The sequence below is a fragment of the Clostridium sp. genome, from assembly GCF_026168755.1.
Lineage (GTDB): Bacteria > Bacillota > Clostridia > Clostridiales > Clostridiaceae > Clostridium.
The window spans coordinates 49,058-66,444 of sequence record NZ_JAPFDR010000001.1; the positions used below are offsets into that span (position 1 = coordinate 49,058).

Annotated in this window: 20 protein-coding genes, 1 other RNA gene, 1 pseudogene and 1 riboswitch; of the genes and pseudogenes, 17 read left to right on the forward strand and 5 right to left on the reverse strand. The window is 26.9% G+C overall.

The genetic code is table 11. The annotated features are described in order from the left end of the window. Position 1 precedes the first annotated feature (1 nt). The 6 genes and pseudogenes from Q0Y03_RS00245 (at position 2) to Q0Y03_RS00265 (ending at position 4,252) form a co-directional block, all read left to right on the forward strand. Positions 2 to 646, forward strand: a complete 645-nt coding sequence (locus Q0Y03_RS00245; RefSeq protein WP_294139245.1) for a V-type ATP synthase subunit D — start codon at positions 2 to 4, stop codon at positions 644 to 646. 152 nt (positions 647 to 798) lie between these two features. After that, positions 799 to 1,752 carry an MraY family glycosyltransferase gene (locus tag Q0Y03_RS00250; protein ID WP_297711851.1) on the forward strand — a complete coding sequence of 318 codons (954 nt, stop codon included), beginning with the start codon at positions 799 to 801 and terminating at the stop codon, positions 1,750 to 1,752. A 51-nt stretch (positions 1,753 to 1,803) separates the two neighbouring features. Continuing rightward, a riboswitch (SAM riboswitch) is annotated at positions 1,804 to 1,978 on the forward strand. 160 nt (positions 1,979 to 2,138) lie between these two features. Continuing rightward, a complete protein-coding gene (gene metF, locus Q0Y03_RS00255) occupies positions 2,139 to 3,026 on the forward strand; it encodes a methylenetetrahydrofolate reductase [NAD(P)H] (RefSeq protein ID WP_297711852.1) in 888 nt (295 codons plus the stop codon). Positions 3,027 to 3,042: 16 nt separating this feature from the next. Further along, the gene (locus Q0Y03_RS00260; RefSeq protein WP_297711853.1) at positions 3,043 to 3,498 is read left to right on the forward strand and encodes an S-ribosylhomocysteine lyase; all 456 of its coding nucleotides are present in this window, start codon (positions 3,043 to 3,045) and stop codon (positions 3,496 to 3,498) included. Between the two features lie 101 nt (positions 3,499 to 3,599). After that, entirely contained in the window at positions 3,600 to 3,719 is a 120-nt protein-coding gene (locus tag Q0Y03_RS15480; RefSeq protein ID WP_363318692.1) for a LytTR family transcriptional regulator DNA-binding domain-containing protein, read from the forward strand. 68 nt (positions 3,720 to 3,787) lie between these two features. Next, positions 3,788 to 4,252: pseudogene (locus tag Q0Y03_RS00265) on the forward strand (GHKL domain-containing protein). 82 nt (positions 4,253 to 4,334) lie between these two features. Here Q0Y03_RS00265 and Q0Y03_RS00270 read toward each other — a convergent pair. Both Q0Y03_RS00270 and Q0Y03_RS00275 read right to left on the reverse strand, forming a co-directional pair. Next, positions 4,335 to 4,478, reverse strand: coding sequence for a hypothetical protein (locus tag Q0Y03_RS00270; RefSeq protein ID WP_297711854.1), 144 nt, complete (start codon positions 4,476 to 4,478; stop codon positions 4,335 to 4,337). Next, a complete protein-coding gene (locus tag Q0Y03_RS00275; RefSeq protein WP_297711855.1) occupies positions 4,456 to 5,037 on the reverse strand; it encodes an accessory gene regulator B family protein in 582 nt (193 codons plus the stop codon). The genes Q0Y03_RS00270 and Q0Y03_RS00275 overlap by 23 nt, the downstream gene beginning before the upstream one ends. Before the next feature lie 280 nt (positions 5,038 to 5,317). Between Q0Y03_RS00275 and Q0Y03_RS00280 the strand changes: the two genes are divergently transcribed. The 4 genes from Q0Y03_RS00280 to helD all read left to right on the forward strand — a co-directional run bounded on the left by Q0Y03_RS00280 (position 5,318) and on the right by helD (position 10,882). Next, positions 5,318 to 6,523, forward strand: a complete 1,206-nt coding sequence (locus tag Q0Y03_RS00280) for a GHKL domain-containing protein (protein ID WP_297711856.1) — start codon at positions 5,318 to 5,320, stop codon at positions 6,521 to 6,523. A 150-nt stretch (positions 6,524 to 6,673) separates the two neighbouring features. After that, on the forward strand, positions 6,674 to 6,943 hold the full coding sequence (locus tag Q0Y03_RS00285; protein ID WP_297711857.1) for an ACT domain-containing protein: 270 nt from the start codon (positions 6,674 to 6,676) through the stop codon (positions 6,941 to 6,943). Between the two features lie 28 nt (positions 6,944 to 6,971). Further along, positions 6,972 to 8,327 (forward strand): PFL family protein, encoded by a 1,356-nt coding sequence (locus Q0Y03_RS00290; RefSeq protein ID WP_297711859.1) that lies wholly within the window; start codon positions 6,972 to 6,974, stop codon positions 8,325 to 8,327. A gap of 263 nt (positions 8,328 to 8,590) precedes the next feature. Next, on the forward strand, positions 8,591 to 10,882 hold the full coding sequence (helD, locus tag Q0Y03_RS00295; RefSeq protein ID WP_297711860.1) for an RNA polymerase recycling motor HelD: 2,292 nt from the start codon (positions 8,591 to 8,593) through the stop codon (positions 10,880 to 10,882). A 25-nt stretch (positions 10,883 to 10,907) separates the two neighbouring features. On the opposite strand, the gene Q0Y03_RS00300 is transcribed toward helD, so the two are convergent. Beyond that, the gene (locus tag Q0Y03_RS00300) at positions 10,908 to 11,534 is read right to left on the reverse strand and encodes a CoA pyrophosphatase (protein WP_297711861.1); all 627 of its coding nucleotides are present in this window, start codon (positions 11,532 to 11,534) and stop codon (positions 10,908 to 10,910) included. Positions 11,535 to 11,668: 134 nt separating this feature from the next. Here Q0Y03_RS00300 and Q0Y03_RS00305 point away from each other — a divergent pair, with 134 nt between their 5' ends. The 4 genes from Q0Y03_RS00305 (at position 11,669) to ssrS (ending at position 13,167) form a co-directional block, all read left to right on the forward strand. Then, the gene (locus Q0Y03_RS00305) at positions 11,669 to 12,184 is read left to right on the forward strand and encodes a SprT-like domain-containing protein (RefSeq protein WP_297711862.1); all 516 of its coding nucleotides are present in this window, start codon (positions 11,669 to 11,671) and stop codon (positions 12,182 to 12,184) included. 48 nt (positions 12,185 to 12,232) lie between these two features. Then, complete coding sequence (locus Q0Y03_RS00310; RefSeq protein ID WP_297711863.1) at positions 12,233 to 12,505, forward strand: DUF1292 domain-containing protein; 273 nt, start codon at positions 12,233 to 12,235, stop codon at positions 12,503 to 12,505. 17 nt (positions 12,506 to 12,522) lie between these two features. Further along, positions 12,523 to 12,924 carry a hypothetical protein gene (locus Q0Y03_RS00315; RefSeq protein WP_297711864.1) on the forward strand — a complete coding sequence of 134 codons (402 nt, stop codon included), beginning with the start codon at positions 12,523 to 12,525 and terminating at the stop codon, positions 12,922 to 12,924. Between the two features lie 63 nt (positions 12,925 to 12,987). Then, positions 12,988 to 13,167: non-coding RNA, 6S RNA (gene ssrS, locus Q0Y03_RS00320), on the forward strand. Between the two features lie 40 nt (positions 13,168 to 13,207). Here the strand turns inward: ssrS and Q0Y03_RS00325 are convergent. Beyond that, complete coding sequence (locus Q0Y03_RS00325; protein ID WP_297711865.1) at positions 13,208 to 13,417, reverse strand: hypothetical protein; 210 nt, start codon at positions 13,415 to 13,417, stop codon at positions 13,208 to 13,210. 329 nt (positions 13,418 to 13,746) lie between these two features. Between Q0Y03_RS00325 and Q0Y03_RS00330 the strand changes: the two genes are divergently transcribed. From Q0Y03_RS00330 to Q0Y03_RS00340, 3 genes are read left to right on the forward strand one after another with little or no spacing between them, the layout of a single operon-like run. Next, a complete protein-coding gene (locus Q0Y03_RS00330) occupies positions 13,747 to 13,941 on the forward strand; it encodes a DUF896 domain-containing protein (protein WP_297711867.1) in 195 nt (64 codons plus the stop codon). A gap of 13 nt (positions 13,942 to 13,954) precedes the next feature. Continuing rightward, positions 13,955 to 14,869 carry an HPr(Ser) kinase/phosphatase gene (hprK, locus tag Q0Y03_RS00335; protein ID WP_297711869.1) on the forward strand — a complete coding sequence of 305 codons (915 nt, stop codon included), beginning with the start codon at positions 13,955 to 13,957 and terminating at the stop codon, positions 14,867 to 14,869. A gap of 13 nt (positions 14,870 to 14,882) precedes the next feature. Beyond that, entirely contained in the window at positions 14,883 to 16,271 is a 1,389-nt protein-coding gene (locus tag Q0Y03_RS00340) for an aminopeptidase (RefSeq protein WP_297711871.1), read from the forward strand. A gap of 117 nt (positions 16,272 to 16,388) precedes the next feature. Here Q0Y03_RS00340 and Q0Y03_RS00345 read toward each other — a convergent pair whose 3' ends face one another. Beyond that, on the reverse strand, positions 16,389 to 17,222 hold the full coding sequence (locus Q0Y03_RS00345; RefSeq protein ID WP_297711873.1) for a PHP domain-containing protein: 834 nt from the start codon (positions 17,220 to 17,222) through the stop codon (positions 16,389 to 16,391). Positions 17,223 to 17,387: the final 165 nt, after the last annotated feature.

The following is a 17,387-nucleotide window of genomic DNA, read 5'->3' on the forward strand; positions in this document are numbered from 1 at the left end:
TATGGCAAAGCTAAATGTCAATCCTACTAGAATGGAGCTATCTAAGCTGAAGAAGAGATTAACTACTGCAGCAAGAGGACATAAGCTTCTTAAAGATAAGCAAGATGAATTAATGAGACAATTCATTAATCTTGTTAAATACAATAATGAGCTTAGAAAATCAGTTGAAGCTGAACTAGAAGGCTCGTTTAAAGATTTCGTTATGGCAAGTGCTGTAATGAGCTCAGAATTCTTAGAAGAAGCAGTTGCTTATCCAAAAGATAGTGTATCTGTTGAGGTAGGAACAAAAAACATAATGAGTGTTAATGTTCCACAAATGAAATTCCACAGACAATTACAAGATAGTGAAGGAAGCATTTACCCATATGGATTTGCTAATACATCTTCTGAATTAGATGATGCTATAGGAAAGTTAGAATCAATACTTCCTAAGCTACTTGAACTAGCTGAGGTTGAAAAATCAACACAGTTAATGGCTGATGAAATTGAAAAAACAAGAAGAAGAGTTAATGCCCTTGAGTACATGACAATTCCTCAATTAGAAGAAACAATTAAGTTTATTAGAATGAAACTTGATGAAAATGAAAGAGGAGCTTTAACTAGATTAATGAAGGTTAAAGATATCATTAATGCAAGAGCAGAGTAGATCTTTACATTATCACAATAGGGAGTTGCTTTATTGCAACTCCCTTAAATTTTATTTAATATTATATATTTGATAATAAAGTAAATTAATAGTATAATGCTAATTATAATACATGATATTACACATTATGATAAATTTTAAGGAGAATCTTAATGAAATATTTACTAGCGATAATAATAGCTTTTTCTACAGTATTTATTTTGACACCACTACTTATGAAATTAGCGTTTAAATATAATTTTACTGATAAACCCACCGAGAGAAAAAAACATAAAGGTGAAACTCCACTTTGTGGTGGAATTGCTATGTTTATTGGTTTTTTTATAGCTTATTTTATTACTTTTTATAATTATAACTTTGATGAAAAATATGGAATATTTATAGGAGCATTATTAATATTAATAATAGGAGTAGTAGATGATTACTATAAGAGTATTGGTAAAGAATTTGGAATTACTCCTAGATTAATAATTCAACTTTTAGCAGCAGTAATTGTATTTAAGTCTGGGATTTCCTTTGAAGGATTTACAAACCCATTTACGGATGAATATATAACTTTATCCCCTATAGTTCAATTTGTACTTACAATAACGTGGATTTTTGGTGTTACAACTGTTATAAATTGGTCAGATGGAATGGATGGTTTAGCAGGAGGGTTATCATTTATTTCGGCAATGACTTTTACAGCAACTGCTATAATATTAGGGCAAGCACCTTCATTGTTATTTTCGCTTATAACAGCAGGTGTTGTATTAGCATTTTTATTTTATAATAGGTATCCAGCAAAGGTGTTTATGGGTGATTCAGGAGCTAATTTTTTAGGATTCATTTTAAGTATAATTGCTTTAGATGGGGCGTTTAAAGGAGCAACTATATTGAGTTTAATGATACCAATTCTAGCTTTAGCTGTTCCAATATTCGATAATATATTTGTCATATTTAAGAGGTTTTCAGAAGGAAAACCAATATATCAAGCTGATAGAAGTCAAATTCATTATAGACTTCAAGCAAAAGGATTAAATACAAATCAAATAGTAACTTTTATAAGCATAATTAGTTTAACCTGCAGTATTATTTCTATATTGTTGTTGTTAATAAAATTTTAGATTTAAAATAATTATTTACAAATTAGGAATAATTTTTTATAATATAATAAAGTCTTATCAAGAGTGGTGGAGGGACTGGCCCGTTGAAACCCAGCAACCTGTCAATAGTGACAAGTTGCAAGTGATTAGTGATAAGTTATTAATACTAGTTTGTCACCTATCATTTGTCACTTATTACTAGTTGTACGTGGTGCTAATTCCACAGCTTTAAGCTGATAGATAAGGGTATTTTTATAGGCAGAGTTATTTTAACCTAAGGGAAATATCCTTTAGGTTTTTTTATTTTACAATAAAGAATAAGCAATAATAAGAATAAAAATTTATTAATAAGTTTTAGTTATTACTATAAAGTTATACACTAACACTAATTTAAAGGGGGCATTTCTATGAAAATTAATGAATTGTTTAATAGTAAGGAGCTAGTGTTTTCTTTTGAGGTATTTCCACCAAAAGTTACATCACCAATTAGTACTGTTTATAATACTTTAGAAGAATTAAAGGATTTAAAACCTGATTTTATTAGCGTAACTTATGGGGCTGGTGGTAGTTTAACTGATAATAGAACAATTGAACTCTCCTCAGTTATAAAAGAAAAGTATGGAGTAGAATCAGTAGCACATTTAACATGTATAGCATCTACTAAAGAAGAAATAGATATAATCTTAGATGATTTAAAATTGAAGGGAATAGAAAATATACTAGCTTTAAGGGGGGATATTCCTGTTGGACAACATCCTAAAGGAGAATTTGATTATGCTTATGAGCTTATATCTCATATAAAAAATAGGGGGGATTTTAATATCTTAGGAGCATGTTATCCAGAGGGACATGTTAAGGGGAGAGGGATTAAAGAAGATATGCTACATTTGAAGTTAAAAGAAGAAAGAGGGGCTACTCAATTTATTTCTCAATTGTTTTTTGATAATAGTTATTTTTATAATATGTTAGAGCAAAAAGAAAAATTAGGAATTAAATCGCCAATTCAAGCTGGTATTATGCCAGTAGTAAATAAGAATCAAATAGAAAGAGTGGCATCTTTATGTGGAGCCAAGATCCCTGAAAAGTTTATTAAAATAATGAATAAGTATGAATATGATAAAGGTGCTTTAAGAGAAGCGGGTATTGCATATGCAGTTGAGCAAATAGTAGATTTGGTTTCTAGTGGAGTAGATGGAATTCATTTATATACAATGAATAACCCATATGTAGCAAGGAGAATACATGAAAATATAAATACAATAATAAATTCAATTAATAATAAAAAAGTAATATAAATTTAGGAGGATAAAAATGAATAAAGTAGAAAGTTTTGAGTTAGACCATAGAAAGGTTAAAGCGCCATATATAAGAAAATGTTGTTTATTAAATGGCCCAAAAGGTGATTCTGTAACGAAGTTTGATATTAGGTTCTTACAACCTAACAAAGAAGCATTTGGAACTGCTGCCATGCATGGATTAGAGCATTTATTGGCATATGAACTTAGAAATAACTTAGAGGGGATAATCGACTTATCACCAATGGGATGTAGAACAGGTTTTTATTTAAATGTTTTTGGAGATAGAGAAGCTAGTGAGATAAAAGTTGCAATAGAAAATGCATTGAATGAAGTTTTAAAGGCTACAAAAATACCAGCAGCCAATGATATACAATGTGGGAATTACAGGGACTTATCACTTTTTGGTGCTAAAGAACATGCTAAAGAAGCGTTAAGTAAAGGATTTTCTTTAAATATTTATGGAGAGTAGTTAAAGTGTTATTTAGTATATAAAATTTAATATAATATTTATAGCGAGGTATGTATTTTTATTACATAACCTTGCTTTATTTTTGAAATAATTTTAGTACTATGAGTGGTGTATACAATGTTAAAAGAACTTCTTTAGTGAAGCTTTTAAAAAGTTTAAATTATGATGAAATAATTCAAACACATAGGTCCTTTGCTGTTAATATAAAATATATAACATAAATTGAAAAAACTTATGAAAAGAAAAAAGTGAAATAAAAATGTCTTTTAATCTATTAATAAATGATTTAATGGGGAAACTTAAGGCAAATGAGCATGAATATAAAAATCATTTAAATACTATTTGGAGTATAGCGCAAGTTACAAAGCCTAAAGAGATAAAAGAAAAGTTGCAAGAGTACATATACAATGTAAGAAGTGATTTTAAGGATATCTTACTGAATAATGCAGAGCTGACAGTAATATTAAGTAATTTATTAAATAATGCTATAGAAGCTACTAGTATGATAAAGAAAAAAGAATTAGAAGTATTTATAGAAGATAATAAATATTATATAATAGATGTGAAAAATAGAACAGAAGGATTTAAGATAGAGGATTTAAGTAATATTTTTAAAATACACTATAGTACTAAAGGTAAATGACGAGGATATGGACTATATAATGTAAAAAGCTTCGTAGATAAATATAGAGGGAAAATACAAATGTCTTTAGAGGATGATATTATACGTATTAAAATTTTATTTTTGAAATAAGAAAAACTTTATAATATATAGTGCTAACTCAAAAAGCTATATCAGATTATATTTTATGAAATCTGATATAGCTTTAAATATATTATTTTTCCTCTTTTTTCATTGGTGGAGTTGGTTCTCCCCATAATAAGAAACTATTATTAGGTGCCGCAAATGTAACTATTTCACCAATACTTGTTATTGCACACATTAAAGTGGCTAATTTAACAGCTAACTTTTTTTTCATTTTTATAAACCTCCTTTAAAAAATCTAAAAATATATATAAAATTATTAGTAAACCACAGTTTTTATAATATTTAGATAAGAATAAATTTGAGATAATAAACCAAAATATTAGAGTAATTGTTACAATATCTTTAAATTTAATTTTTTTATATTGTGTAACAATTGTATTTCTAAGTGGGTTAATAGGATTAAAAGTTCTAGCTACAATAATGAAAAACAGTATAAAAATTGCATTGATATAAATGTTTATTGTAGGGATAATATAAGATAAGTAATATATTGTTATAAAAGATAAATTACTTTGTACCATACAACTAAAATAACTTTTAGCATGACTTCCACCTATATAAGGTCTTATTAGCATTAGTAATGTAATCATTAGCATAAATGCTGGTAATTTGCCTAATAGTATTGCGAATATAATCATAATTAATATTTTAAAAGTTTCTCCATAAAAAACTTCTAATCCATATCTAATTTTATCAATTTCATAAATATCAGTTAATCCAAGATTGCTAACTATAAAATTTAATTGTTTTTTGATAAATGTATTACTCAAAAATATACCTCCTTAAATACTACATAATTATTATAATATAAATTACATCTAAATTCCATTAAAGTCATAAATTTTATTAAATTTAACATAAAAGTAAGTATAAGTTAAAAAATAAGAAAAAAATACTGATTTTTTCTTTGTATGAACAATATTATCCTAATATTTGATGAAAAGTAAAAATAATGATTTTTAAATGATTACAAAATATGATAAAATATGAAATAGAATTATGGAGGTGAGATAAATATTTACATTTATTGAATTTACAAGTATGTTAATTATGTATTATATAATTTTTATTGAAGAAAATAGTAACATAAAAGCATATTCTATTTTTTCTATATTAGGAGGGATAATAGCAACAATCATATTTATCATTTTTAATGAATATGGAATAGTTACATCTGTATTAATTTTTTTTATAACGAATATAATATTGAAAAGATTTTACAATAAGAGCATTATTGTCAATACTATTGAATTAATGATTTCATGTATGATAATAATTGCTGTTGAACTTATAACTATGATTATATCAATTTTTATATTTGGACATAATGATTTGCCGCGTTGGGTATATTTTACAATTATTTTAGTATCAATGAGTTCTATTATATATGGTACTTATAAAATTATGAAATTTAGAAAAATTAATTTAGAAAATTTTATAGAAAGATATAATTCAGTTGTTCTAATTTCTATTAATTTAATTATTATATTTTTACTTTTTAAAGTGTTATTTCAAAATAAATTTATAGAAGATTTAGAAATATTGGAAATTGGAGTATTATTCTTGACAATGATAATTATAAATATATTTTATTTTGTAAATCTTTATAGAAAGGATAAAGAAAATAAAAAAACGGAGTTAAAGCAAAGTATTAATCCATTAATACAAGAGCTTCTTGATGAAATGAAGGCAAGTGAGCATGAATATAAAAATCATTTAAACATATTATATTGTATGATACAAGTTTGTAAAGAGGACGAGCTAAGAGATAGAGCAAAAAAATATATAGGAAATGTTTTTGAAAATAAAAACTTATTAAATAATTTATCTTACATAGAAAATACTATTTTAAAAGGAGTCTTATTAAGTAAAATAAATCAAGCAGAAAAAAATGATATAATATGTAAGTACAAAATAGATAGTCAATTAGAAGGGATTGCACTAGATGATAGTGAACTTACTGTAGTATTAAGTAATTTATTTAATAATGCAATTGAATCAGCAAGTAAAAGTGAAAAGAAATATATAGATATTTTTACAACATATAAAAATGGGAAGTATGTAATAGAGGTTAGTAATAGTGTTAATAATTTTACTGAAGATATGATTCCTAGTATATCTAAGATTAGATTTTCAACCAAAGGAACAGGTAGAGGTTATGGACTTTATAATATAAATAAAATAGTTAATAAGTACAAGGGCAAGATTAACATGTCTATAAAGGAAGACATGTTTAATATAAGTATAGAGATATGAAAAGTAGTATGAAAATATAAAGTGGTGTTTTTATACTACTTTTATTTTATTTATTATATAAGGTTTAAATTGACATATATGGATATAAAGTATAGAATTAATATAATTTGCAAACAAAGTTTGCTAAAAGAAAGTAAGGGGGAATCGAAAATGAAAGCAATTCTAACAGTAATAGGCAAAGATAAAGTAGGAATTATAGCCGGAGTAAGTAGTGAGCTTCAAAAGCTAAATATTAATATCTTAGATGTTAATCAAACTATAATGGGTGAATTTTTTACAATGATAATGATGTTAGATTTAAAAATAAGCAATAATAATTTTGAAGAAATTAAAAAGACTTTAGAACTAAAGGGAAAAGAGTTGCGTGTTGAAGTTAAGATTAAAAGAGAAGAAATATTTAACTCCATGCATACTTTATAAAATATTAAGTCTTTAGTGGAGGAAAATTATGAATGCAAATAATATATTAGAAACAATAAAAATGATAGAAGAGGAAAAGTTAGATATTAGAACTATAACTATGGGAATTTCTCTTTTAGATTGTATAGATAGTGATGGAGATAAGGCAGGAGAGAAAATATATAATAAAATAACAACTTATGCTAAGAATTTGGTTAAGGTTGGAGATCAAATAGCAAATGAATTTGGTGTACCAATAGTTAATAAAAGAGTTTCTGTTACACCTATTTCAATAATTGCAGGGGCAACTAATGAAACTAATTATGTAAAATTTGCAGAAACCTTAGATAAAGCAGCTCATGAGCTAGGAATAGACTTTATAGGTGGTTTTTCAGCTTTAGTACATAAAGGTTACACAAAGGGAGATAGAATTCTTATTAATTCAATACCAGAAGCTTTAGCTAAAACTAGTAAAGTTTGTTCTTCTGTAAATGTTGGATCTACTAGATGCGGAATTAATATGGATGCAGTAAAAGAAATGGGACAAGTTATTAAAAAGACTGCTGAATTAACAGCAGATAAAAAGGGCTTTGGATGTGCAAAACTTGTTGTATTTGCTAATGCTGTTGAAGATAATCCATTTATGGCAGGAGCTTTTCATGGAATTGGAGAAGCTGATAGGGTTATAAATGTTGGAGTTAGTGGACCAGGGGTAGTACAAAGAGCTATAGAAAAGGTTAAAGGAGAGAGTTTTGATGTAGTTGCTGAAACTATTAAGAAAACTGCATTTAAAATCACTAGAATAGGGCAATTAGTTGCACATGAAGCAGCAAAAAGGCTAGATACACCATTTGGAATTGTAGATTTATCATTAGCACCTACTCCAGCAATTGGAGATTCAGTTGCTCATATATTAGAAGCTATGGGACTTGAGGTTGTTGGAACTCATGGTACAACTGCAGCTTTAGCACTTTTAAATGATGCAGTAAAAAAAGGTGGAGTAATGGCTTGTAGTCATGTAGGAGGATTAAGTGGAGCTTTTATCCCTGTTTCAGAAGATGCTGGTATGATAGATGCTGTATTAAATGGTTCATTAAATTTAGAAAAGCTTGAAGCTATGACAGCTATTTGTTCAGTTGGCTTAGATATGATAGCAGTGCCAGGTGATACAACAGCAGAAACTTTATCTGCTATGATTGCTGATGAAAGTGCAATTGGAGTTATTAATAATAAAACTACAGCAGTTAGAATTATTCCAGCACCTGGATGTAAAGTGGGAGATTTGGTTGAATTTGGAGGTTTATTAGGTACTGCACCTGTAATGCCTGTGAATAAATATTCATCATTTGATTTTATTCAACGTGGTGGTAGAATACCAGCACCAATTCATTCATTTAAAAATTAGATAAAATAATATGGTATATAGGGACACTTAACCAATATTAAAAAATAACAGATATTGGTTAATAGGTCCTTATTTTATTGGATAAAATTTAATGTTTGTGATATTTTAAGTAAAAATATATAATAAAACTTGGGAATTCAAAATAAAAATGTTTAATTAAGGTAATAATATAAATAATTATAACTGCACAAATTGCCTACAGTAGATTATTATTAAATGTTATATAAAAAATATAAAAAATAGATTGGTCGTGATGAAAAGTAATGAGTGAAAATTTAGCTTTAGAAAAAGAGATTCTTGAGCAAAAGCGTAAGGATATATTAAATGAAGTTGAAGAAAAAAGAAAATATCAAGCAGAAATAGCTAAAAAGTTAAGAATATTAACTAAGGAAGCAAAGGGAAGTTATGATCAAGAAAAAGAAAATACAGAAAAAATATATAATTTATTAAAAAAAGAGATAGAAAATTATGAGGAAGCATTAAAAAATCCTTATTTTGGAAGAGTTGATTTTAATGAGAAGTTTGGTATTGAAGAAAAGATTTATATAGGCAAAAAAGGGATAACATCTACAGTAGATGGTGAAGAAATTGTTGTAGATTGGAGGGCACCAGTAGCAGACCTTTATTACAGTGGAACTGGAGGAGAGGCTTATTATAAGGCTCCTATGGGAATTGTTGAAGGTGAGTTAAATTTAAAAAGAAAGTTTTTGTTTGATGATGATAATTTAGATAAAGTTTTTGATGAAAGTACAAATGAAATTATTATTAATGGAGAAGAAGGATCAGAGCTTGTTGATGAATTTTTAAAAATAAATCTAGAAGAAAGTAGGGGTAAAAAGCTTAAGGAAGTAGTTGCAACTATACAAAGAGAGCAAAATGATATTATAAGATGGCCTAAAAATCTTCCTATAATAGTTCAAGGATCTGCAGGTTCAGGAAAAACTACAATTGCATTACATAGGCTAGCATATCTTTTGTATAGATATAGAGAATCTATGGAAGGAAAAGATATATTAGTATTAGCACCAAATAAGTTATTTCTAGATTATATTTCTGATATTTTACCTACTTTAGGATCAAATGATGTAAAACAAACAACATTTCAAGAGCTTGTAATGAAAACACTTAAATTAAAAGGAAAAATAAAAACTAAAGATGATAAAATTAAGGAACTTATAGAAGTAGAGGATAAAAGAGAAAAAGAATTCATTGTAAATGTTTCAAGATTTAAGGGGAATTTAATATTTAAGACCATAATAGATAGATATATAGCTTTATTGGAAAGTAGTTCTTTAGAAATAGATGATATTTTAATATCAGATTATGTTTTATTTTCAAAAAGAGAAATAATGAGGTTATATTTAAAGGATTTACAAAGTTATCCTATAAATAAAAGAAAAGATGAGATTAAGAGATATTTATCATTAAAATTAAAGGAAAGAATCGAAAGTCTTATTATTCAAATTGATAGAGAATGGGATATAAAAATTAGGGAAGTAAAAAGAGAGCTAGATGATAGCGAATTAAGAAGACATAAGTTAATAGATATATATAATGAGAGAGATAATCTTAAGGAATATATTAAACATGATGCAAAAAAGGTAATGAATGAATATTTTAAAAACTGGAGGGGAATAACCTGTAGTGATATTTATATTAACTTATTTAAGGATAATCAAGTTTTTGAAATTGCAACTGGAAATAGAATACCTGTAGAATTAGCTGAATATATGAAATCAGAAGCAATATCAAACCAGGAGAAGGGTATAATAGATGAGGATGACTTACCAGCACTTATATACATATATATGTTATTAGAAGGTATTGATGAAAAATCAAAATACAAACATATAGTAGTAGATGAGGCACAAGATTATAGTCCATTCCAAATTTATTTAATTAATAGTTTGTCTATGGGAAATTCTTTAACCTTAGTTGGAGACTTAGCACAAGGTATTTATCATTATAAGGGAATTAAAACTTGGGAAGATATTACTGATGGTGTATTTAAGGGGAAGGCAACATTCATAACATTAAGTCAAAGTTATCGTTCAACTGTTGAAATAATTGAATTTGCAAATTCTGTATTAAATGCTCAAGGTTTAGGTTTGAAAAGTGCAAAGCCGGTATTGAGACATGGAGAAAAGCCAGAAGTAATTAAGTCAGCTTCAAGAAGAGCGTCTGTACAAATGATTGAAAAAATTATAAAGAACCTTAATTCTAAGGGAAAACATAGCATTGCAATAATAACTAAAACTTATAGTGAAGGTAAGATTTTAGAAAGAGAATTAAAAAAGCATACTGATTTAGACTTCACTTTAATTAAGGGAAATGAGGAGGAAAGTCCTAATACAGATATAATAATAATACCAGCTTATTTAACAAAAGGATTAGAGTTTGATGGAACTATAATATACAATCCAACAGAAAAAAATTATCCAGATAATATATTAAATCAAAGATTACTTTATGTAGCATTAACTAGAGCGCTTCATAGTGAGTATATAATTGCAGAAGAAGAACTTTCTAAGAATATAAATCTTGAAATATCCTAGCTATAAAATAAGAAACTATCACAAGTTAATTGTGGTAGTTTCTATGTTTTAAATAAGATAAAAAGCTGAGAAGAATTTTAGCTGTAATTCCCCAAATAACATAATCATTATAGATATAAAAGGGCACTTCATAAGATCCAGTAGAAAATTTATAATTATATTTTGTAGGGATCAATTCGTAAGGAAAATTATTAGCAGGGGTAATATTGACCTTATTAACAAAAGTATTAACATTAGCATTCAATAAAAAATCTAATGGAACAAAAAACACTTTTTCAACTTCCTCGACATTAAGCTTCATATTGTTAATATCTTCAATGAAGACTAAATAAGGGTGGATAATAATATTATAAGGAGAAACAAAAAGATCTAATGGAGATATAACTTTAATTTTATCTTCACATATTCCTATTTCTTCACAAGTTTCTCTTAAAGCAGTATTAAGAGGAGTTTCATCATTTTCTATTTTTCCTCCAGGAAAACAAACTTCATTTGGTTGTGTACGTAAAGTTTTAGCTCTAACTTCAAATAGAACGTGTAAAGAGTCATTATACTTTACAAGTGGAATAGTAACAGAAGCTCTTTTGAATTTTTCCCAGCCATTAATATAAGGGGTATAGTTTGAAAAAATATTATTTATATTATCAATCATAAACTCACCTAATCATTTATATTATTAAAAAGATTTTATTATATATAATTTTAAAAATCAATTTGTTAAATATAGAAAAACAATTTATAATTAAGAAATGTTCTATTTTATTAGTTGCAGTTTAGGAGTAAATTATGTATAAAGTTTGGTCTGTATCAGATATAAAAATAATTATAAACGAAATAGCAGAAAAATGGAATTATCCATGTAATATAGAAGTAGAAATTTCTAAAAGAGCAAAGAAAAGAATGGGAGCTTTTTTCTATGAAAAGTGTAATAATAGTATAAAGCCTTTAAAATTTGTATTTTCTGAAGAGTTAGTGAATGGTAAGTATAGTGAAAAGATAGTTAGAGAGGTAATAATTCATGAGTATTTACATTATTATTGCAATACTATAACTAATAGTAATAATGGGCATAATAAATTTTTTAAAGCTTGTTGTATTAAAAGTGGTATATCTAATAATACTACTTTTAAATATAATAATGAATTAAAATATGATTTGTCAAAGTACAAATATAAGATATACTGTAGTAATTGTAAAAAAATTGTGTGTATGCATGCTAGAAGAGATGCAGCTGAAAGAAAATTAAGATTATATGTATCTAAATGTTGTAATGAAAAGCTATTTTGTGATAAGCTTTTATAGTAAAATTTTTTAATAGTATAACACTTAGAAGAGAAGGAGAATAGTTTAATGAGCGAAGATATAAAAGAAGTTCAAAATGAAGAAGTTCAAATAATGACTTTCTTAGATGAGAGTGGAAATAAGGTTCAGTTTGAAGCTATTGCTAGAATTTATTTAGAAAATAAGGAGTATTTATTATTAGCTCCTGTAGAAGATAAGAATAGTGAAGATATTTACGTATTTAGAATAGATGAAGTAGATGGAAAACAAGAACTAAATCTTGTAGAAGATGATAAAGAGTTTATAGCAGTAAAGAAAGAATATAATAAGTTATTATATTAGTTATAAGGAGAAAAAAAGTGCAAGAATCACAAATTATAAAAATATTAAATGAAAATGACTTATCAGATATAGAGATTTTAAAAAAAGATGAGGAGTTTGCTTTAATAAACTTTTACTTTGATTTTGATAAAGATGTACTGGATGCAGCAAGAGCTTATTCTAATGAAGAAAGCAATTTAGAGGAGTATAGCAAGGAATGGTATAATGAATATTATTTTCCTTACCTTTATGATTTTGCAAATGATGAAGTATTGGAAATTATAGAAGATATAGTAGAAGAGTTAGAAATTGAAGGCGAAATGATGGCTATTCAAATGACAGAGAAAACTAGCGATTATGTACAATTTATGGCTTTATTTACAGAAGAAGATAGCAATATATCAATAGAAGATGTAGTAAAGGATTACATGTCTAAATAATTTTTTGCGAAAAGGGATAGATTACTATTGAACTTTTTATATAATTTGATATAATAAAATCATAAAATCCTGAGATGTGCGATTAGCTTATGATGTTCAACCTACATTATATTTACGGGATTTGCAACATGTTTGTGGATGTCGGGCTTCCATAAGATCAGAAGATGACAGAAGCAAATTGCGCAGAACCCACCTGCGAGCTGCAGGTGTGAATATTTAAGTGACCGGCATGTTGGGTATAAATTAGAATTAAACACCTCAATTATTGAGGTGTTTTTTCGTATTATGCAGCTTTTGATTGTGATATAAAATATTTATTTAAGTGTTTTCTTTTATATTTTTTATAAATAAGATGTTGATATTTCCATATATGCTTGTCTAAACTTTGAGATATGTATATCACAAGTCTGTTTTGAGGAGATAGAAATTTTAAAAGTAGATTTAAAGTTATCTTTTGTAGAATAATTTTATTTTTTAGACTTTTTTTACTCATAAAGCACCTCCTTTTGATATTAATTAACATTATATGGGTTATTATAACATATATGTTAAAAAGGTAAAATAATATAATATCGCAAAGTTTTACAAAACATTACTTAAAAAAACATATAAGTATCTTTAAAATGAAACTTGTAAATAATATATGATAAAGCGAAGGTAGAAAAAAGGAAATAATTTGCCGAAAATATCAAAAAAATGAAATAAAAAATATTTAAAGTTGATATTAAAAAGAAATAAATGTAAAATAAAAATAAGTTAAATTAAATGAATTGAAATTTATTAATCATTTAAAATATTCGTAATAAAGAAAGGATGTAAAAAATGGATTATACAAAAGCAAAAATTGAAGATGTAGTGATTAGAATAAATGAATTATATAAAAAGAGTAAAGAAGAAGGTTTAACTGAACAAGAAAAAGAAGAACAACAAATTTTAAGAAGAAGATATATAGATAGCTATAAGGCAAACCTTAGAGCACAATTAGAGGGTATTGAACCTAAGAATAAAAAAAAGTAGAAGGTGATTAATATTGTCAGTTGCTGTAGAGAAGTTAATATCAGATTTTGAATTAGAAGTTTTAGTTGAGGGTGAAAAGGATGTAAAAATATCTGTTAACGATATAAATAGACCTGGATTACAGTTAGCTGGTTTTTATAATTATTTTGCACCTGAAAGAATCCAAGTTATAGGAAAAGCTGAATGGAGCTTTTTAGATGACATGGGAATAGAGTTAATGAGAAAAAGAATTAATAAATATTTTAGTTTTGACTCTAAATGTATAATAATTACTAGAGGTTTAGAGCCACATAATGAATTTATTAAGTCGGCTAAAAAATCAAAGTCATGGTTATTAAGAACTAATATGGTTACAACAAAGTTTATAAGTAAACTTACTATGTATTTAGCAGGAAAGCTTGCACCAGAAACTAGATTACATGGTGTTTTAATGGATGTATATGGTATAGGTATACTTATAACTGGAGAAAGTGGAATAGGCAAAAGCGAAACTGCATTAGAGCTTATTAAAAGAGGACATAGATTAGTATCTGATGATGCAGTTGATATTAAAGAAATAGATGGAAGTTTAATAGGTACATCCCCAAGAATAACTATTGGAATGTTAGAGGTTAGAGGTATAGGAATTATTGATATATCGTCATTATATGGATTAAGTTCTATATTGCCATCAAAGGACATAAATTTATTAATGCATTTTGAGCATTGGAAAGATGATGGAGATTATGATAGATTAGGTATTGATAAAGAAACACAAGAAATACTTGGAGTAAATGTTAGAAGATTAAGAGTACCTGTAAGACCTGGAAGAAATATTGCGGTTATAATAGAAGCTGCAGCAGGTAATTATAGGCATTCATTAATGTCTGATGTTACACCAGTAGATATTATAGAACAAAGAATGTGTGAATTTAGTGAGGAAGAATAAGGAGGGCTATATTATGGTTAAAGATGCTAAAAAAAATGCATGGTTAAAATATAATGAAAATGGAAAACAAGAAGTTTTTAATTTTTGTGAAGGATATAAAAATTATCTTTCAGTAGGAAAAACAGAAAGAGAATGTATACATGAGGCTATAAGATTAGCAGAAGAAAAAGGGTATAGAAACTTAGATGAAATAATAAAAAATAATGAAACTTTAAAAGTTGGGGATAAGGTTTATTATAATAATAAAGATAAATCTTTAGCTTTATATTTAATAGGAAAGGATTCAATTGAAAATGGAATGAGAATTATAGGTTCTCATGTTGATTCTCCAAGATTAGATTTAAAGCAAAATCCATTATATGAAGATAGTGACTTAGCATTAATGGATACTCATTATTATGGTGGAGTAAAAAAATATCAATGGGTAGCATTACCTCTTGCATTACATGGAGTTGTAGTTAAAAAAGATGGAACTAAAATTAATGTAGTGATAGGTGAAGATGATAATGATCCTGTACTAGGAATTTCAGATCTTTTAATACATCTTTCAGCAGAGCAATTACAAAAGAAAGCAAACGAAGTTATTGCTGGAGAAGATTTAAATGTTCTTGTTGGAAATATACCATTAGAAGGTAAGGAAAAAGAAGCTGTTAAAGAAAATATATTAGTTCTTCTAAAGGATAAATATGACTTTGAAGAAGAAGATTTTGTTTCAGCTGAATTTGAAATTGTACCGGCAGGTAAAGCTAGAGATTTAGGTTTAGATAAGAGCATGGTAATGGGGTATGGTCAAGATGATAGAATATGTGCATATACTTCATTAATGGCATTACTAGAAGTTGAAAATGTAGAAAAGACTTCAGTTATATTATTAGTAGATAAAGAAGAGGTAGGAAGTATTGGGGCTACAGGTATGCATTCAAGATTCTTTGAAAACTCTTTAGCTGAAGTTATGGATAGAATGGGACAATATTCAGAATTAAAATTAAAGAGAGCTCTTCAAAATTCATTAATGTTATCAGCTGATGTTACTGCAGCCTTTGATCCAAATTATCCAGGAGTTTGTGAAAAGAAGAATACTGCTTACTTTGGAAGAGGGCTAGTATTTAGTAAATACACTGGAGCAAGAGGGAAAAATGGTTGTAATGATGCAAATCCAGAATTTGTTGCTTGGCTTAGAAAAATTATGGAAAAAAATAATGTAACATATCAAACTGCAGAACTTGGTAAAGTTGACCAAGGAGGCGGTGGTACTATCGCTTATATTTTAGCACAATATAATATGGAAGTTATAGATTGTGGTGTTGCTCTACAAAATATGCATGCTCCATGGGAAGTATCTAGTAAAGTTGATATATATGAAACTAAAAATGGATATAAAGCATTTTTAATTGAAGAATAATATTGTAAAAGGTATCGAAGAAATTTGATACCTTTTAAGTTTGTAAAAAAACCTCTGCTTAAAAACAGAGGGGCTTAAAGGAACTGAATATTTTTACCTATGTTAACTATTCACTAATTATTTATTGTTAAGTTTATTTAAAAATTTTTCAAGTCTATGTTCTTCCATAGATTGAGAACCTAAAATTCCATGTTTTGTATCATCTTCTTCATGACCATGTGAATCAGAACCACAAGAAGTTAATAAATCCTTTTTATCTACAATATTTAAGAAGTTTTCAGTTTCTTCTGGAGTATTAAGACCATATATACCTTCAATACCATCAAAATCAAGATGAAGTACATCAAGTACATGTAGTTTCTTTAAGAGTACAGGGTGTGCTAAAATTACAACAGCGTTATATTTTTTTAATAATTTAATTCCCTCTTCAGTATCTAATTTATTTGCAGGGACATATGCAGGGCAGTGATCACCAAGAAAATTATCAAAGATATATTCCTTTGAATAATTATATCCAGCATCTATTATAGCTTTAGCTATATGAGGTCTTGCAATAGTATCTTTACCATTTTTAAGAACTTCATTAACATCTATTTCAATATCATTAAATTTCTTTAACCTTTTAACTATTTCATGTGCACGTTCAATTCTCTTTGATTTTAAATCCTCTAAAAATTTATTTAAATCTGAATTTTTATAATCATCACCTTTAAAGTAACCTAAAATATGAATAGTTTCTCCTTTGTAGGTTGTAGATAATTCTAATCCAGGAATAAAATATATATCTAAATTTTCAGCTTCAGATTTTGCCTCATCTATACCAGATAAAGTATCATGGTCAGTTAATGCTAAGTATTTTACTCCTCTATCATAAGCTTTTCTAACAACATCTTTAGGTGAATATTTACCATCTGATGCAGTAGAGTGTGTATGTAAATCACATATAATCATAATAAAATCAAACTCCTTTCAAGTAAGTGTTTTGTAGTATATAAAGCTATGATATAATTTATTCATTAATAATGCAATAAAAAGACAGTAATAATGAGGTAGGCAAAAGCATGAGTAACATAATTATTAATAATTTATGTTTTAAAAAATACATAGCTTAAAATA

What these genes read in the sequence shown, in the direction of transcription:
- helD (WP_297711860.1), top strand. Translation starts at nt 8,591, where the DNA reads ATGAGTGAAAATTTAGCTTTAGAAAAAGAGATTCTTGAGCAAAAGCGT.
- Q0Y03_RS00300 (WP_297711861.1), bottom strand. Translation starts at nt 11,534, where the DNA reads ATGATTGATAATATAAATAATATTTTTTCAAACTATACCCCTTATATT.
- Q0Y03_RS00270 (WP_297711854.1), bottom strand. Translation starts at nt 4,478, where the DNA reads ATGAAAAAAAAGTTAGCTGTTAAATTAGCCACTTTAATGTGTGCAATA.
- Q0Y03_RS00290 (WP_297711859.1), top strand. Translation starts at nt 6,972, where the DNA reads ATGAATGCAAATAATATATTAGAAACAATAAAAATGATAGAAGAGGAA.
- Q0Y03_RS15480 (WP_363318692.1), top strand. Translation starts at nt 3,600, where the DNA reads ATGAGTGGTGTATACAATGTTAAAAGAACTTCTTTAGTGAAGCTTTTA.
- Q0Y03_RS00280 (WP_297711856.1), top strand. Translation starts at nt 5,318, where the DNA reads ATGTATTATATAATTTTTATTGAAGAAAATAGTAACATAAAAGCATAT.
- Q0Y03_RS00330 (WP_297711867.1), top strand. Translation starts at nt 13,747, where the DNA reads ATGGATTATACAAAAGCAAAAATTGAAGATGTAGTGATTAGAATAAAT.
- Q0Y03_RS00325 (WP_297711865.1), bottom strand. Translation starts at nt 13,417, where the DNA reads ATGAGTAAAAAAAGTCTAAAAAATAAAATTATTCTACAAAAGATAACT.
- Q0Y03_RS00245 (WP_294139245.1), top strand. Translation starts at nt 2, where the DNA reads ATGGCAAAGCTAAATGTCAATCCTACTAGAATGGAGCTATCTAAGCTG.
- Q0Y03_RS00340 (WP_297711871.1), top strand. Translation starts at nt 14,883, where the DNA reads ATGGTTAAAGATGCTAAAAAAAATGCATGGTTAAAATATAATGAAAAT.
- Q0Y03_RS00285 (WP_297711857.1), top strand. Translation starts at nt 6,674, where the DNA reads ATGAAAGCAATTCTAACAGTAATAGGCAAAGATAAAGTAGGAATTATA.
- Q0Y03_RS00250 (WP_297711851.1), top strand. Translation starts at nt 799, where the DNA reads ATGAAATATTTACTAGCGATAATAATAGCTTTTTCTACAGTATTTATT.
- Q0Y03_RS00305 (WP_297711862.1), top strand. Translation starts at nt 11,669, where the DNA reads ATGTATAAAGTTTGGTCTGTATCAGATATAAAAATAATTATAAACGAA.
- metF (WP_297711852.1), top strand. Translation starts at nt 2,139, where the DNA reads ATGAAAATTAATGAATTGTTTAATAGTAAGGAGCTAGTGTTTTCTTTT.
- Q0Y03_RS00310 (WP_297711863.1), top strand. Translation starts at nt 12,233, where the DNA reads ATGAGCGAAGATATAAAAGAAGTTCAAAATGAAGAAGTTCAAATAATG.
- Q0Y03_RS00260 (WP_297711853.1), top strand. Translation starts at nt 3,043, where the DNA reads ATGAATAAAGTAGAAAGTTTTGAGTTAGACCATAGAAAGGTTAAAGCG.
- Q0Y03_RS00345 (WP_297711873.1), bottom strand. Translation starts at nt 17,222, where the DNA reads ATGATTATATGTGATTTACATACACACTCTACTGCATCAGATGGTAAA.